The following is a 16,464-nucleotide window of genomic DNA, read 5'->3' on the forward strand; positions in this document are numbered from 1 at the left end:
CCTTACCAGTTAAAGCTTATCGTTTGAATAAGATCGGGGTGAAGACTTAATGGTACCGGACTGATTCCGGCAACACTTTCAACCAAACGCTTTTCTTCTTCGGTATAGTTCTTATCCGGAAATGAAAATTCAACAATTACTTCGGCCACCCTGCGCGGATCAGATGCCATTATTTTCGTCACATCAACCTGTGTCCCTTCAATATCAATTCCATTGTCGCGTGCTTTTATGCCCATAATCGTCATTATGCAACTGCCTAACGCGGTGGCCAGCAAATCGGTTGGCGAAAAATATTCTCCTTTCCCCTGGTTGTCGGTTGGGGCATCGGTAATAACTTTATTTCCCGATTGCAGGTGTTCATTTTCTGTTCTTAACTCGCCCAGGTAAAATGTTTTTATTGTTTCCATAAATTACAATTTTCGTTTATTTAAAGATAAAGCATTTTAAACAACCACCGGTAATCAAGAATGTTCGTAAAATAAAATATGGGGTGATAAACAAACAAAGAACTCCGGATACCAAATCTTTTTTCTATTTTCGTGTTACGAATTACAAAAATAGTATCACCATGGCTGTTTCAAGGTTTGGAGTTTCACTGGATGAAGACTTATTAAAAGCACTTGACAATTATGTATCTGAAAATGCCTTTTCCAACCGTTCGCAGGCTATTCGTCACCTTATCGAAAAAAACATGGTGGAAGAAAAGTGGAAATGCGATAACATTGTTGCCGGGGCAGTTGTATTGGTTTTCAATCATTCAAAAAAAGAAATCATAAAAAAATCGGCAGCCATTCAGTACGCACACAAAACGCACATTCTTTCGTCGCAAAGTTTCTTTTTAAACGAAATTAATTTAATGGAAATTATTGCAGTAAAAGGGCCTTCGCGCATACTCACTGAAATTTCCGATCAGCTAATCAGTATTAAAGGAATACAACACGGCAAATTGGTAATGAGCAAAGCAGAATAATTTTTTTGACCATACAGTAACACGTTTAAATAATTTAGTAACACATTAAACTATTGATAATGCGGAATTTTATCGTTCTTTCCATTCTAATATTTCTATTTCCAGCTATAGGCAACACACAAATGCACTATGCCACCAACGACACCATTCAAATAAACGAGGTAGTGGTTACGGGCACCCAGGTACAGGTAAACCGAAATAGTGTACCAATGGCTGTAACGGTTGTAAACCGTCAACAAATTGAAGAAAGTGATGAGTCGGCACTGCTGCCAATATTAAATGGCCGGGTACCGGGATTGTTTGTAACCGAACGAGGCGTAACCGGTTTTGGCGTTGCTGCCGGTTCTGCTGGGCAGATTTCAATCAGAGGTATTGGAGGGAGCCCAACCACGGGTGTTTTAATGCTTATTGACGGACATCCGCAGTTTATGGGAATAATGGGACATCCGCTGCCTGATTCATACGTTGCCAGCGATGTGGAGCGTGTAGAAGTAATTAGAGGGCCGGCTTCCATTTTATATGGTTCCAATGCCATGGGAGGGGTTATTAACATCATTACAAAAAAGCAGGCGACAGAAGGTTTTAAAGGCAATGCCCGCCTGACCTACGGATCGTACAATACCCAGAAATATATGGGATCGGTAGGATATAAAAAAGATAAGTTCAGTGTTTTTATTTCCGGTAATCACGACCAAACTGATGGTCACCGATCTCATTCTGATTTTAAAATTACCAATGGCTATCTGAAATTAGGCTACCAAATCAGCGATCATTTTGAAGCCGAAGCTGATTTTAGCGTGGCTGCTTTTGACGCATCTGACCCGGGGCCCGACACACTGAACGCTTCGCCCGGTGAAACCATTGATATAATGCGTGGCTACGGCGCGTTTTCGTTACAAAATTCATTTGATAAAGCATCAGGAGCACTGAAATTCTTTTACAATTTTGGTGAGCATGAAATAACCGATGGCTTTCATTCAAACGACCACAACTTTGGCATTAACCTTTACGAATCGTTTCAATTGATTGAAGGAAATAATCTTACCGCAGGAATCGACCTGATGAATTACGGAGGTAAAGCCAAAAATATATTTGCAATAGGCGGCCAGGGATTGACTTTTGCCGATACCTCAATTACGGAAATTGGAACCTATTTGTTTTCACAACAAAAATTTGGATCGAACCTGATTATTAATGCGGGTTTACGATTCCACCACCACAGCGAATACGGTTCGGTTTGGATTCCTTCAGTAGGTTTTGCCAATTCTTTTTCGCCCCTGACAACATGGAAAGGAACCATCTCAAAGGGCTTTAGAAGCCCTACAATGCGCGAACTGTTTATGTGGGGACCAAACCCCAACCTCGATCCTGAAATTGTTTGGAATTACGAGACAGGTGTGATGCATACCTTCGCTAACAATGCCATGCATGTTGAACTTACGGCATTCTTTGTTAAGGGCGACAACCTGATTGTTAATACAGGCCTGCCGAATGGGTATCAAAACACCGGAGAAGTATCAAATAAAGGTTTGGAACTTTCCATAGATGTTAAACCGGTTAACGATCTTGCCATAAATGCTACATACACCTACACGAATATGAAAAAACCGGTGTATGCCACACCTGAACACCATTTGTTTTTAAATGCAAACTACCGGTTAAAAAAGTTACTATTTAACGCTAATATTCAATATGTTTCGGGATTAGACAACGACCCAACAGCAGTTTCAAACACTGAAAACTATGCGCTGCTAAATGCAAAAGTAAGCTACAATTTGTCAAGAAATATAAAATTATATTTAAGCGGCGACAATTTGTTAAGCACCAGCTATGAGGTTAACCGCTATTATACAATGCCTGAAATAACAGTGTTTGGAGGAATAAACTTTTTATTTTAAACAGAAGACCGGTAGTGTTATTTTAAACCAACCCGTCCGCCCAGGTCATCGCGAAAAGAGGTGCGCACACAACGAAATCCAATGTATGACTTCGCTGTATCCTGGTACTCGAAAGTACGTGTGGCCGATTGAATATAATAGGCAATATCTTTCCACGAACCTCCGCGTACCACTTTGCGCTTCATTACCGGAGGATCATCGGGACGCGCATTGTACTGAATTTCCGGATTAAGGTCGTGAATGGTGTTATACCCGCCCTCAAAAAAAGCTGTTGAAGTCCACTCTGCAACATTACCGGCCATATCGTACACACCGTAAGGGTTGGGATCAAACTGACCAACTTCCATGGTATTTGTACTGGTGGGACTATCGGCCACATAGTTTCCGCGAAGAGGCTTAAAATTGGCTACAAAGCACCCATCCACATTGCGGGTGTAGTAACTACCCCACGGGTACATATTGTTGTGCATTCCACCCCGTGCTGCAATCTCCCATTCGCTTTCAGTTGGCAAACGATAATCGTGTGCAGGTGTTTCTTTAAATCTTTTTTGCACAATCCCTCTGAGGTTGGTTCGCCAGTTGCAAAACGCCCTTGCCTGGTCCCAGGTAACGCCAACCACAGGGTAATCGTCGAATCCCACGTGAGCAAAATATTTCATGGTAAACGGTTCGTTGTAGGTATAGGCAAAATCCCTTATCCAGCAAAGTGTATCAGGGTAAACCGGTACCGATTCCCGCATTAAAAACGAACTCCGGTTTTCAATAGGCACTAACTCGCCATCTGAATTTACCACCGAACCTTCATATTTTTGGGTTTCGTAATTAAAGGCGTTGCTTCGTTTAGCAGCCTGATTATAATCTACCCAGTAATATTCATACACCAGTTTGCGTGCGTCAATTTCACGTTTATAGGCAAATCGTTCCTGTTCCGGAATATATAACTCTTCCATTGCCATCTGGTACTCCGGATCATTCCATTCAATCCGTTCTTCCCAGTTAATTTCGGGCTCTTCAAGCGGTGCTCCATACTGATCTTCGGTAATCAGAAAATCGGTATAAGTTTGGGCAAGCAATTCGCGTGCTTTTTTATCACGTACCCAATGTACAAATTGCCGGTATTCGTTATTGGTAATCTCTGTATCGTCAATCCAAAAAGCTTCAGTTGAAACAGTTCTTGCGGGTGTTAATTCATAAAGCTCATCGTCGTTGGATCCAAGGTTATATGAACCGCGCTCGATATATACCATCCCAAATGGTGTTGGCTCAAACCATTTTGAACTTGTTCCTTTGCCAAGTGTAATGTATTTGTTGGTTTCGTTGCTACACGAAACCAGTAACATGGCAAAAACAAATATATATGTAATGGTTTTCCTCATTAAACGGGTTTTAAGCCTTCTCTATCTTAACGCCGGCTTAGCGTTTAAATTGTTTCAAAAAAAAGCCTTATGGCAACATAAGGCTTCAAATTATGCTAATTCTACTATTAGTATTCCCAAAGATCTTGTTCGTAGTTGAATATCTTATCTTCAATTCTTTTTGATTCCAACATGGCTTCTTTACCAATTAGGTAGGCACTAATGTCGCGATTATTGTACATGTTCGATTCTTTAACAATGTAACTGTTAAACATGCGCTTAATAAACAAATCATCGAACGAATGCTGACGGGCTTCGTTGTATGGATTCATCACCAGGTTGGTAGCCAACAACGGGCGTGCCTCCGGATAATAAATCCAGAAAACTTTCTGACGTTGTACCAGTCCCGAGTTATCGCCTTCGCGCATGTATTCGCGAATTGGGCAAATACCAAGAATCCGGACATTCAGAGTAGATGTTTGTTTATCGAAATACCACTGTTCTTTAATCATGTATTGTTTTATCTCGTTTGGCCGGATTTCGCCCTGAACCTGCACTGTAGTGCGTTCGCCCGTATCAAAATCAATTTTTTCTTCGGTTGTAGCCTCGGCACCAAACCTTGCTTTAACCTGGGCGTAGCTCATCGGAATTTTAAAATCATCATCGGCTTGCGCATCGTAGGGTGTTAGCTGTCCGTTCTCAATTCCTTTTAACAGCAACGAAATTAAGTTGGTACGATCGGCAATTTCAATGGTAGGATAATACAACGGAATATTCATTTTTTCACGTAAATCAATCACCCGCCAAAGCGTTTTCGACCAAAATACATCCGCCTCACGAACCGTTACCAATGGCATCGGTTTCTTTTCGTAAATATCGTTTTGTTTATATGCTCCGTTTACAATTTGGGCATCAGTACTTTTAGGTACCGCACCTAATGCAAAAACCAGCATTCCGATATAAACCACAAACTTCTTCATAATTTCTTATTTTATTTTAAATGATATTGGGTCGAGTTCGCGTGTTGTCCCATCATCGCCAACGGCCTTAATATCACCTATATAAACAATACTGTTAATATTAACCCTGCTTAAAGCGCTTTTTTGCTCTGCTGTAAAACGGTTTGAACTTGATGGATAACGATTGGTATATCCTCCTTGTCCGGTAGTTTCCAACGTAAACTGGGTAACTGTATATCTGAATTCAAAATCGAAATCTTCCAATACAGCCATCACTCCATCCTGAATTCTTAGTACTTCTTTTCTAATTTCACCTCCCGACTGACCATTAATTTTTGCTACCGGATCGGGTACGCGTTTTACTCGCCAATCGGTAGTACCAATCAAACGGCGATTTCCGTTAATTGTTGCGTAAACGCTAACCTTGGTTTTCCGCCCCATTTCATCCAGTTCTGCAGGTTCGATTACATAGTTTATTCCTTCTTTTGTAATCTTACCGTTGGTCATCTGAACATCAAGATTTTCACTGGGAATTGATCCACCACCAACTTCAAACGGGTTTTTTAGGCCTTTGTAAAACACGTTCATTTTAGTGGCCGACATGGTTACGTTTGGCACGGCCACCTGGTATTCCTGCTCGAAAGGATAGCTTTTTATGATTCCTCCGGGTGTTTTATACTTGATTAAGCCACTCCATTTAAATTTACCGGCCTCGCTCGTATTACCCACATAAATGGCTTTCCCGTCTTTTACCTCAACCTGACGGTTATTAATAAAAATATCAGGTTGCTGAGTGGTATCTTCTGCTGCAAGGAATACCTCTGCCTTATACTCATCGCCTAATAAAACGATGTTTGAATTGGCAATTACTCGTGCTCCCAAACGGTTAAATTTAAAAGAGCCCTCATCAATTTCGGCATACAAATATTTTGCAACGTAGGCTTCAGAGTTTTTTACATCGATTTGAATTTTGGAGAGCAAGGTTAACACTGCAATCAATGGTTTATCTTCAAAGTGCTCCGCTTCCCAGGTTTTGTAATTTCCTTCACCTCCATCTTTACTATCCGGATCGGCGGTTTTTAGTTCGCTAAGAATGGTGTGACGAAGTTCACTGTCTTCTTCACTGATTAAGGAGGTTAAAAAGGAGCGGTATTCTTCCACCCTTAATTTCAAATCGTTAGCCCTTTTCTGCGTAATCATCAGTTCCGACGGTCCATTTAGGTCATCTTCTTTTGCAATTTCAACAATGGTACCGTCTACTTTTGTATGAAAATACCCGTCGTCATCCACCGGATTATCTTCATCAACTGGCTTTACGCCAGAGTAAATTACAACTTCATCCTTTAGTTCCGAAACGTAATTAATCAGACCTTCCGATTTTTCCCGCAGATGATCGGCCTTCTCTTTCCATTCGCGAACTTTCGTTGGATTTTCAACATAAGCCTGTTCAAACGATGAATAAATCTGAGCGTTCTGCATGTCCACTGCCTCAAGGGTTTGCAGCAAACTACTGTCTACCACACGAAATGCCTCAAGTACCTCAGCAGCAACGTTAAGCGCTAACATTGCCGTGAGTACAATGTACATCATGTTTATCATTTTTTGCCTCGGTGTTTCCGGACAATTCTTTGCACCCATACGCTTCGGACTTTACTTTTTATAGCTCATTGCACCCAACATGTTGCCATAAATGGTATTTAAGGCTTCCAGGTTCTTGTTGAGTGTTTCCGCATTCTCTTTATATTTTTTCAGTTCATCAACCGATGATGTCAGGATACTGTTCATTTGTGCCAGGTCCTGATTAAATTTCTGGTTGGCTTTAAACTGATCCTGAGTATCTTTCAATTGGTTTTCAAAACTGCTGTTAAGGCTATCCAGGTTCTTGTTCAGTCGATCCAGGTTTCCGGAATACTGTTTTGAACTGTTTCCAATGTTATCCAATTCTCCTGAAATAAGGTCTGATGACTTTTGGTATACTGCCGAAAGATTTTTACCCGTTTCAGTCAGCTGGCTTGCTGCAACCGAATATGAGTTAACTAGTGTACTAACCGATTTATCAATTGATTCGTTAGCCTTGTTATTAATTTGAGCGAACGAGTTCATCGATTCTGATGCTGACCCCAGGTTCTTTACATACATATCAGTAGCTAGAGTAGCAGAAGAAATATCGCTAATACCTTTTGCTGTATTACTCAGCTCTGCCAGTCCTTTACTCACATTATCCATTAACTCCGGAGTAAGTTCAGAATTGCCAAACAGTGCTTCAAGTCCTCCGTTATTTGTGGCTTTTAGCTCTTTCATTTCTTCGAGCTCGTAATCTTCACTCAATTCCGGATACACTTTTTCCCATTCAGGAATTTCCATAGGAGGTTCGAAAGCCGAAAGGAAGAAAATGAATGCCTCCGTTAGCAATCCTACAGTTAATAACTCGCTGGAGCCTTGCCAGTGTTCTAGCTTAAATAAGGCACCAACCATAACAACAGCAGCACCCCATCCATAAACGAACCCCATGAATGTTTTCCAGCGCTTAGTCTTAAAAAGTTCTCCCAGATTCATATTGTTTGGTATAATTGTTTAATAATAGGACTAAAATTCTTCTCCAAAAGTTGAGCGAACACAGCGGAAACCTACGTAAGATTTCGTGGTATCCTGATATTCAAAGTTTCGCGTAGAAACCTGCACAAACTGCGAAATATCTTTCCAGGATCCACCTCTGATTACTTTTCGCTTCATCACAGGAGGGTCATCCTTACGTGCATTGTATGTAAATGTTGGGTTTAAATCGCTAAAATAGTTATAGCCAGCTTCATCGTAAGCAGTGCTTGTCCACTCGGCAACATTACCGGCCATGTCGTACAATCCGTATTCATTCGGATCGTAACTACCAACCTTTATCGTTGCAATTGAGCCATCTTCAACATAATTACCGCGTAAGGGTTTAAAGTTGGCCAGAAAAACGCCTTTGTCGTCGCGGGTATAGTAACCACCCCATGGGTACATCGAAAATTCTTTTCCTCCGCGTGCAGCATATTCCCATTCTACTTCGGTAGGTAAACGGTAAGCCATTAAAGTTGGCTCACCTCTGTCTTCCAAAAAGTCTGACTGAATTTTTGTTCTCCAGTTACAAAATGCATTCACCTGTTTCCAGGTTAAACCAACCACCGGATAATCATCAAAACCCGGATGCCAGAAATAACGCGTAGCAAGCGGCTCGTTGTAGGAGTAAGTAAAATCTCTGATCCAGCAAAGCGTATCGGGATAAACGTGTACCTGGTCGCGCATCATAAACGATGAACGGTTTTCGATGGGTACTAAATCACCTTCGGTATTGTACACATTACCTTCGTAACGTTGTGTTTCGTAATTAAAGCTGTTTTGCCTTTTTGCTGCCTGGTGTAAATCAATCCACCAATATTCGTATACAAATTTTCGGGTATCAAATTCTTTTCTACCAAAGAACCGCTCATTTTCCGGAAGATACATATCTTCCATCGCCATTTGCATATCGGGGTCACTCCAATCGATTTTTTCTCTCCAGTTAATTTCAGGAGGATCGATAATGTTCCCGTCACGGTCTTCGGTAATCAGGAATTCTGGATACTGATCGCCTAACATCCGACGTGCCATCGATTCTTTTACATATTCAACAAACTGACGATATTCGTTATTGGTAATCTCAGTATCATCCATCCAGAACGGATCTTGCGAAACGGTTTTGGTTGGCACACCAGACATACTTGCATCCTGATCGCTAGGCCCAATATTGAAACTTCCCCGGCGAATGTAAACCATCCCAAGGGGTTGCGTTTCTTTAAATCGCTGCCTTCTTTGTACTCCTGTTAATTCTCCGTTTCCTCCCGAACCACCACCAAGGCATCCGACAAAACTGAGTGCAATGAAGAATACAGTTGCAATAGAAAGTAGTTTTTTCATAATGTGTATTTTACTTTTTCGAGCTCTGATTAGTCGTTAAAAATAAGTAGAAACAATGAAATAATAAAATATTAATTTCTGTTCCTTTTTTTATTCAATCAATATATAATTTACAAAAACCTAATACTCTTATACTTTTGGTTACGATTTCGCTCCAAATCAATGGAATAGCTCACAAAAAATTCGTTTGAGGCAAAACCGCCACTTTTTAGCGCCGATGTTACCAAATCAAACGAGTAACCAATTCGCATTCCGTTAAACAGTTCCATCCCCATCAACAAGGCTATAGCGTCCTGAACACGGTAGGAGATGCCACCCCAAAATTTATCGTTATAAACAACATTTGCATTTAAATCGAGTTGCCAGGTTGCTATATCCGACTTAAAAAAGAACGATGGCCGCACCTCAAATAACGGATCGGATAGCTTAATATTGTATCCGCCAGATAAATAGTAGGTTCGGGTAAGAAACGCAGTGGACGTTTCATCGAACTTAACTTCGCCCTGATTTAAATGTGTTATAGAAAAACCAGCATAATACTTGTTGGTATAAAGGTATGCTCCAAAACCTGCGTCAAAGGTTATTTGGCTCGACTCGGCATTGGGCACTGCAGGGTCTGATTCAGCCTGGGTGTACATTTCTCCTTCGGGCACACTCCATTCCGGATTAATATTAAAATTATAAATTCCGGGTGAAACGCCCAGTCCCAATGTTCCTAATGCGGTTGTTACTTTGTATGAATAGTTAAAATTCACCCAGGTATTCTTATAAAAACCAAATTCATCGCTAATCACATTAACACCTATTCCTCCGGGGGCTCCAAAAGCATCAATGGCAGCATCAACACTAAAAACCAGCGTTTTTGGTGCGCCTTCAAACCCCGACCACTGATAACGATTTAAAAGGGTGCCACTTATGGCATCTTCTGCTCCAGCGTACCCGGGATTTACACTTAACTTATAAAACATGTTATTGGTGTATTGCGGATCTATCTGTCCAAATGATACATAAGTTGTTACCATTAAAATAAAAAAAGATATAACTTTTTTCATACTTCTCTTTTCATAGGGCAATTTAGCCTTTTCTCTGCTGCGGCAAAGAAACAAAATAATGTTGTTTGTAACAATCAACTGTTAACAAGGTATGCAAAGAACGTTGTTCTGGGGGTATTATTTTAATTTATCATCGGTTTTTTGCACATATTTCAACCAATTTTCAGGAATTTCGTTGTTGCAGGCCATTTCGTAATCTTTTTCCGAGCAGGCAAAATATTTTATTTCTCCGTTAACAGCCTGCACCTGAATCCACCATTGTTCGGTATTTTCATTCTTATAAAAAATTAGTGGCGAAGCGAGTTCAGGAATTTCCACACGGTAATTTAAGTAGCCGGCACCAGTGCCGGGATTACTTTTGTCGCGTAAAAGATAGCCCTGAACAAAATACCACACCAGTTGGGCTGCCAGGTTTACGGCAAGCGGGTCGGCTTCTTCTTTTCCGCTAAGCCCAAACAAGCCAAATACTTTTAAACGAGTGCCGGATCCGGCATACTTGAGCAACTGGCAGGCTTCGTCGGCATACAAGCCATTGGGCAGCATAAAACGACCCGGTGCTTCCGAGTGTTTTAGCGCACACATATCGAAACTGAGAAAATGGCTGTTTCGGAGAATGGGTTCTGCTGCATTAAAATTGTCACGCAGTTTTCCTAATCGCAAGTGCAACCCCATTCCTTTAGTCTTTTTAAAATAACTTTCAGGAACATAGTGACTTTGGTAGCCAATTAAACTAAACTGGAACAAATCGGGCAGCGTTTTAAACACCTGCGACAAATAGTTACTTTGATGCAGTGATTCCACTCCTTTTTTTACATCTAAAAAGGCATCGATAGTGCTAAATGAGAAAAACGGATCGGACATAAAAGCCTGGCAGACACCGTAAGAATAATCCTGACTACCACCAATAACAATAGTAACTATATCCAATTCATTCAGGTAATCTACCACATCACGAAGTGCCAGGTAGTTTCCTTTATGGCTACTCGACGATTTTAAATTTCCAAAGTCGATAATATTTAGTTTCCCAACACCGGCAAGGCTGTAAAATGCCTGTCGTACTTTGTCGGGATTTGGGGTTAGCTTAAAGTCGTCCTTTTCGCTGTTAAAGGGCACACCAACAATAGCCAGTTCGATATTCTTTAACCGACTTTCCTGCAGTTTAAGTGTGTTTTTTTCAATACTTGCGCCCATCGAATATTTCCAGGCAAAGGGCACCACATCTGTGTACTGCGAAAAATCCACGGGATCGAAATAAGGAAACAAGTTCATTTTTTTTGTTTAAAAATAAAGGCAAATGAGTAAATCATCTGCCTTTATCTGTTATTTTTTTCTACCTCGTTTGGTTTTTGGCTCAGGAGCTGCTTCAATAAGCTTCATACAATCTTCGTAATTCAACTCCTCGGCTTTCACTGTTTTTGGTATTTTATAATTTTTCTTTTTGAATTTTATATAGGGACCCCATCTTCCGTTAAGCACCTGCAGCTCGGCATCCTCTTCAAAAAGTTTTACCACCGCCTTCCGGTCTTTTTCGCGCTTGGCCTCAATTAGTTCAATAGCCCTGTCTAACTTAACCGAGTACGGGTCGTCTTCTTTTCCAAGCGATACAAACTTATTATCGTGACGCACATAAGGGCCAAAACGGCCAATGGCAACTGTTACTTTTTTATTTTCATATTCGCCAAGTTCTCGTGGCAGTTTAAACAAATCAAGTGCTTCTTCAAGCGAAATTGTTTCAATATGCTGCCCCGATCTTAAGCTTGAGAACTGCGGTTTTTCTGCTCCCTCTTCCTGCGAGGCTTCTCCCAGCTGAGCCAATGGTCCGAAACGACCAATTTTTACCGACACCTGTTTGCCGGTTTTCGGGTCGGTACCTAAAATACGCTCGCCTTTTGATCGCTCTGCATTCTCCAGTGCATCTTCCACTTTACCATGAAACGGCTGATAGAATTTGTCGATCATCTCGTTCCAAACCTTTTTTCCGTCGGCAATATCATCAAATTCCTTTTCCACGTTTGCAGTAAAATTGTAATCCATTATCTGGTCGAAATTTTCCATCAGAAAATCATTTACAACAATACCGATATCGGTTGGAAAGAGTTTATTTTTTTCAGCTCCTGTAATTTCTGTTTTTTCTTCCTCATTTATCACCCCGTCTTTTAAGGTAAGCACACAGTAGCTTCTTTCAACCCCCGGACGTTCTTCTTTTACCACATAGTTTCTGTTTTGAACCGTGGTAATGGTTGGCGCATAGGTTGACGGACGGCCTATACCCAGTTCTTCTAATCGTTTTACCAGCGAAGCTTCAGTAAAACGTGGCGGACGTTGCGAAAAACGCTGGGTAGATACCACTGAACTCATGCGCAACTGGTCGTTTACATGTACCGGCGGAATAAGTGTTTGTCCATTTCCGTTACTATTTTCATCATCCGTCGATTCGATATACACTCTCAGAAAACCATCAAAAACTATTACCTCACCTGTGGCCTGGAATTTTTCGGTAGCGTTCGATACGTCAATAGTTACATTGGTACGTTCCAAAATGGCATCAGCCATTTGCGAAGCAATGGTACGTTTCCAGATTAGTTCGTACAAGCGCTGTTCCTGAGACGAACCATCAACGGTTTGGTTTTCCATGTAGGTTGGACGAATGGCTTCGTGTGCCTCCTGAGCCCCTTTAGCTTTGGTTTTAAACTTTCTTATTTTTACATAGTTCTCGCCATGCAATTCAGTAATTTTTTGTTTTGACGTATTTATTGCAAGGCTCGAAAGGTTTACCGAGTCGGTACGCATGTAGGTTATTTTACCACTTTCGTAAAGGCGTTGCGCCACGGCCATAGTTTGCGATACCGAGAAACCCAGCTTGCGACTCGCCTCTTGTTGCAAGGTAGATGTTGTAAAAGGTTGTGCCGGCGAACGTTTTCCCGGTTTTTTTACCACATCGCTAACCGTAAACTCGGCTGTTTTACATTTTTCGAGAAAAGCATTAGCCTGCTCGCGTGTTTTAAAACGTTTGGATAATTCGGCTTTTAACTCCGTTGTATTTTCATTTTCGTCGGGTACTAAAAAGTAACCATTTACCCTAAACCAGGTCTCCGATTTAAAATTACGAATTTCGCGCTCGCGCTCAACAATCAACCTTACGGCAACCGACTGAACACGCCCTGCACTTAACGACGGTTTTACTTTTTTCCACAAAACAGGCGATACCTCGAAACCAACAATACGATCAAGCACTCTTCGAGCCTGCTGCGCATTTACCAGGTGCTCATCAATTTCTCGCGGTTTTTCTACTGCACGTGTAATCGCATCCTTTGTTATTTCATGAAAAACAATTCGTTTTATACGGTCGTCTTTCAGCTTTAACACTTCTTTAAGGTGCCAGGCAATAGCCTCTCCCTCGCGGTCCTCATCGGAAGCGAGCCAAACCATTTCGGCTCCTTTTGCTAACTTTTTTAATTCTGAAACTATCTTTTTCTTGTCAGATGAAACGATGTATTTGGGTTGATAATTATTTTGAATATCGATACCAAAGTCTTTCTTTTCCAGGTCTCTGACATGACCCATGCTTGAGGTTACGGTGAATCCTTCTCCAAGAAATTTCTCAATCGTTTTTGCCTTTGCCGGTGACTCGACTATTACCAGGTTTTTGTGCATAAATTTTCTAATCCGTTGCTAAAATTTCTGCAAATTAAAGAAAATGATAAGCTAAGTTCAAAATTTAAAGCGCTATTTTTTCAAATTCTATATGATTGAAAATGATGATTTTATTTTTAAAAAAGTAAAATATTATCCATTTTCGGGCCGTTATTTAAGTTGCTGCCATGGCAGAATGGTATATATTTGTTGCCACATTAAAATCCGCGAAATTCATGAGCGAAACAAAAAGAAATTTTAAAAAATACATCTTTGTTTTTTGGTCGGTTGTTGTTGCAGGCTTACTTTCTGTATTTCTGCTTTTCTTTCTGATTGCCAATGGCAAACTGGGTTTTATGCCCAGCTTTGAGGACCTTGAAAACCCACAAAATATTCTGGCCTCAGAGATATTTTTTGAAGATGGCCCCACCCTGGACAAATACTTTAACCAGGAAAATCGCACCTATGTAAATTACGAGAACCTGCCCCCACATTTAATTGATGCTTTAATTGCTACCGAAGATGTTCGTTTTTACGACCATTCGGGTATTGATTTTCGTGGACTGATTAGGGTGGTTAAAGGAATTGTTACCGGAGATACGAGTTCGGGAGGAGGAAGTACCTTGAGTCAGCAGCTGGCAAAAATGCTTTTTCCGCGCGATCGGTTCTCGAGTAAAACAGAGCTGGTATTACGCAAATTTAAAGAGTGGGTTATTGCGGTTAAGCTGGAACGCAGTTACACCAAGGAAGAAATTATTTTGATGTACCTAAACAAGTACGATTACTTAAATAATGCTGTTGGCATACGTTCGGCAGCCGATGTTTATTTTAATATTCAACCCGATTCGCTACAACTGCACCAGGCTGCCATGTTGGTGGGAATGGCCAAAAACTCCTCGCTTTTCAATCCGGTTCGCCGCCCCGAGATGGTTTTACAACGGCGGAACGTAGTGTTGAACCAGATGGAAAAATACGGTTATATTACCGACGAGGTTGCCGACTCGGTTAAACAACTGCCGCTTGACCTGGAATACCAAAAGGTGGATTACAAACTTGGCCCTGCTCCCTATCTCCGCGAATACATGCGTTTAACACTTACGGCTAAAAAACCTGAGCGCGGAAACTATGCCTCGTGGCAGGAACAAAAATACATTGAAGATTTGGATGAATGGGAAAACAACCCTTTGTTTGGCTGGTGCAATAAAAACACCAAACCCAATGGCGAACCTTATAATATTTACACCGACGGATTAAAAATATACACCACCCTTGATTCGCGCATGCAAAAATATGCAGTTGCAGCGGTTGAAGAACACCTTCGAAACGACTTGCAGCCCCTGTTTGATGGCAGCATGAAAGATCTGAAAAATCCACCTTTTGCCGATAATATGAGCGAAGAAGAGGTGGATGACCTGCTTAACCGGGAAATCAGAAAAAGCGAACGTTACCGTGTGATGCACCTGGCGGGTAAAAATTTTAACGACATAAAAAAAGCATTTAGCCAGCCGGTTGAAATGACTGTTTTTAAGTGGGGTGGCGAAGTGGATACACTGATGACACCCATGGACTCAGTAAAGTATTACCTGCGTTTTTTCCGCTCGTCGTTTATGGCAATGGATACCGAGTCGGGGAAAGTAAAAGCGTACGTTGGCGGCCCCAATTACAAGCACTTTATGTACGACATGGTTAAAGGAGGGAAACGCCAGGTTGGTTCAACAGTAAAACCATTTTTGTACACGCTGGCCATGCAAAACGGACTGACTCCCTGCACCAAAGTTCCATACGTAAGCCAGCAGTTTATTCAGTGGGACGGTACTATTTACGAACCCAAAGATTCGGATGTTGACCCGGAAATGGATGGTAAAATGGTTACGCTAAAATGGGGATTGGCCAATTCGAAAAACCGCATATCTGCCTGGGTGTTAAAGCAGTACAACCCACAGGCTGTGGTCGATATAATGAAACACCTTGGAATTTACAGCCCTGTTGACCCGGTAAACTCAATGTTCCTCGGCGTGTCGGATGTTACCTTGTACGAAATGGTTGGCGCGTTTAACACTTTTGCCAACCTCGGTGTATTTATTAAACCCTATTTTGTTAGCCGAATTGAAGACCGGCACGGCAATGTAATTGCCCGGTTTGTACCCGAGCGCCATGAGGCCATTGACGAGCAAACTGCCTACCTTATGCTTAATTTGTTGCAGGGTGTTATTGATGAAGGCACAGGAATTCGTTTACGCTTTTCAAATTTGAGCAGAGAACGCGTTACCAAAGAATACGGAAACTTTACCATGCCCATTGCCGGAAAAACAGGAACCACCCAGAACCACTCGGACGGCTGGTTTATTGGCACAACTCCAAGGCTTACTGCCGGAGTATGGACCGGTGCCGACCTGCGAAGCATCCATTTTAAAACCATTTCATCGGGCCAGGGAGCAAATATGGCACTGCCCATTTGGGGCTATTTTTACAAACAAGTGCTGGCCGACAAAACTATTGGGTATGTTGAAGAGGAAATGGAATTCAAAAAGCCACTTGATTTTAACATCAACCTTGATTGCGACGAGCTGGAGCAAAAAAATAATTCGCCTGAAGATTTCAACGATTTTTTCTAGGGCCTAGTTAAACACAATGGAAAGTGCCGATTCTTTTTCAAACAAGGAT

The 16,464-nt window shown here is 41.4% G+C and carries 12 protein-coding genes; 3 read left to right on the plus strand and 9 right to left on the minus strand.

All coding sequences use genetic code 11. The features are described 5' to 3' along the window. Positions 1–2 precede the first annotated feature (2 nt). Entirely contained in the window at positions 3–407 is a 405-nt protein-coding gene (locus QZ574_RS00780) for an OsmC family protein (protein ID WP_297085727.1), read from the minus strand. 161 nt (positions 408–568) lie between these two features. Between QZ574_RS00780 and nikR the strand changes: the two genes are divergently transcribed. Then, complete coding sequence (gene nikR / locus QZ574_RS00785) at positions 569–970, plus strand: nickel-responsive transcriptional regulator NikR (RefSeq protein ID WP_297085729.1); 402 nt, start codon at positions 569–571, stop codon at positions 968–970. 59 nt (positions 971–1,029) lie between these two features. Continuing rightward, a complete protein-coding gene (locus tag QZ574_RS00790) occupies positions 1,030–2,868 on the plus strand; it encodes a TonB-dependent receptor (protein WP_297085732.1) in 1,839 nt (612 codons plus the stop codon). Between the two features lie 17 nt (positions 2,869–2,885). On the opposite strand, the gene QZ574_RS00795 is transcribed toward QZ574_RS00790, so the two are convergent. From QZ574_RS00795 to topA, 8 genes are all read right to left on the minus strand, one after another. Further along, the gene (locus tag QZ574_RS00795; RefSeq protein WP_297085734.1) at positions 2,886–4,244 is read right to left on the minus strand and encodes an SUMF1/EgtB/PvdO family nonheme iron enzyme; all 1,359 of its coding nucleotides are present in this window, start codon (positions 4,242–4,244) and stop codon (positions 2,886–2,888) included. Between the two features lie 107 nt (positions 4,245–4,351). Beyond that, positions 4,352–5,203, minus strand: coding sequence for a gliding motility protein GldN (gene gldN / locus QZ574_RS00800; protein WP_297085737.1), 852 nt, complete (start codon positions 5,201–5,203; stop codon positions 4,352–4,354). 6 nt (positions 5,204–5,209) lie between these two features. Continuing rightward, entirely contained in the window at positions 5,210–6,820 is a 1,611-nt protein-coding gene (gene gldM / locus QZ574_RS00805) for a gliding motility protein GldM (RefSeq protein ID WP_297085739.1), read from the minus strand. Between the two features lie 12 nt (positions 6,821–6,832). Next, on the minus strand, positions 6,833–7,738 hold the full coding sequence (gene gldL, locus QZ574_RS00810) for a gliding motility protein GldL (RefSeq protein ID WP_297085741.1): 906 nt from the start codon (positions 7,736–7,738) through the stop codon (positions 6,833–6,835). Positions 7,739–7,768: 30 nt separating this feature from the next. After that, positions 7,769–9,115, minus strand: a complete 1,347-nt coding sequence (locus QZ574_RS00815) for an SUMF1/EgtB/PvdO family nonheme iron enzyme (RefSeq protein WP_297085744.1) — start codon at positions 9,113–9,115, stop codon at positions 7,769–7,771. Positions 9,116–9,225: 110 nt separating this feature from the next. Beyond that, entirely contained in the window at positions 9,226–10,167 is a 942-nt protein-coding gene (locus QZ574_RS00820; protein WP_297085746.1) for a type IX secretion system membrane protein PorP/SprF, read from the minus strand. A 117-nt stretch (positions 10,168–10,284) separates the two neighbouring features. Further along, positions 10,285–11,436 carry an arginase family protein gene (locus tag QZ574_RS00825; RefSeq protein WP_297085750.1) on the minus strand — a complete coding sequence of 384 codons (1,152 nt, stop codon included), beginning with the start codon at positions 11,434–11,436 and terminating at the stop codon, positions 10,285–10,287. Between the two features lie 51 nt (positions 11,437–11,487). Next, positions 11,488–13,821, minus strand: a complete 2,334-nt coding sequence (gene topA, locus QZ574_RS00830) for a type I DNA topoisomerase (protein WP_297085752.1) — start codon at positions 13,819–13,821, stop codon at positions 11,488–11,490. 215 nt (positions 13,822–14,036) lie between these two features. Here topA and QZ574_RS00835 point away from each other — a divergent pair, with 215 nt between their 5' ends. Beyond that, positions 14,037–16,415 (plus strand): transglycosylase domain-containing protein, encoded by a 2,379-nt coding sequence (locus QZ574_RS00835; protein ID WP_297085754.1) that lies wholly within the window; start codon positions 14,037–14,039, stop codon positions 16,413–16,415. Positions 16,416–16,464 lie beyond the last annotated feature (49 nt).

It is taken from the genome of uncultured Draconibacterium sp. (assembly GCF_913063105.1).
Lineage (GTDB): Bacteria > Bacteroidota > Bacteroidia > Bacteroidales > Prolixibacteraceae > Draconibacterium.

What these genes read in the sequence shown, in the direction of transcription:
- QZ574_RS00820 (WP_297085746.1), bottom strand. Translation starts at nt 10,167, where the DNA reads ATGAAAAAAGTTATATCTTTTTTTATTTTAATGGTAACAACTTATGTA.
- gldM (WP_297085739.1), bottom strand. Translation starts at nt 6,820, where the DNA reads ATGGGTGCAAAGAATTGTCCGGAAACACCGAGGCAAAAAATGATAAAC.
- QZ574_RS00815 (WP_297085744.1), bottom strand. Translation starts at nt 9,115, where the DNA reads ATGAAAAAACTACTTTCTATTGCAACTGTATTCTTCATTGCACTCAGT.
- topA (WP_297085752.1), bottom strand. Translation starts at nt 13,821, where the DNA reads ATGCACAAAAACCTGGTAATAGTCGAGTCACCGGCAAAGGCAAAAACG.
- nikR (WP_297085729.1), top strand. Translation starts at nt 569, where the DNA reads ATGGCTGTTTCAAGGTTTGGAGTTTCACTGGATGAAGACTTATTAAAA.
- QZ574_RS00780 (WP_297085727.1), bottom strand. Translation starts at nt 407, where the DNA reads ATGGAAACAATAAAAACATTTTACCTGGGCGAGTTAAGAACAGAAAAT.
- gldN (WP_297085737.1), bottom strand. Translation starts at nt 5,203, where the DNA reads ATGAAGAAGTTTGTGGTTTATATCGGAATGCTGGTTTTTGCATTAGGT.
- gldL (WP_297085741.1), bottom strand. Translation starts at nt 7,738, where the DNA reads ATGAATCTGGGAGAACTTTTTAAGACTAAGCGCTGGAAAACATTCATG.
- QZ574_RS00835 (WP_297085754.1), top strand. Translation starts at nt 14,037, where the DNA reads ATGAGCGAAACAAAAAGAAATTTTAAAAAATACATCTTTGTTTTTTGG.
- QZ574_RS00790 (WP_297085732.1), top strand. Translation starts at nt 1,030, where the DNA reads ATGCGGAATTTTATCGTTCTTTCCATTCTAATATTTCTATTTCCAGCT.
- QZ574_RS00795 (WP_297085734.1), bottom strand. Translation starts at nt 4,244, where the DNA reads ATGAGGAAAACCATTACATATATATTTGTTTTTGCCATGTTACTGGTT.
- QZ574_RS00825 (WP_297085750.1), bottom strand. Translation starts at nt 11,436, where the DNA reads ATGAACTTGTTTCCTTATTTCGATCCCGTGGATTTTTCGCAGTACACA.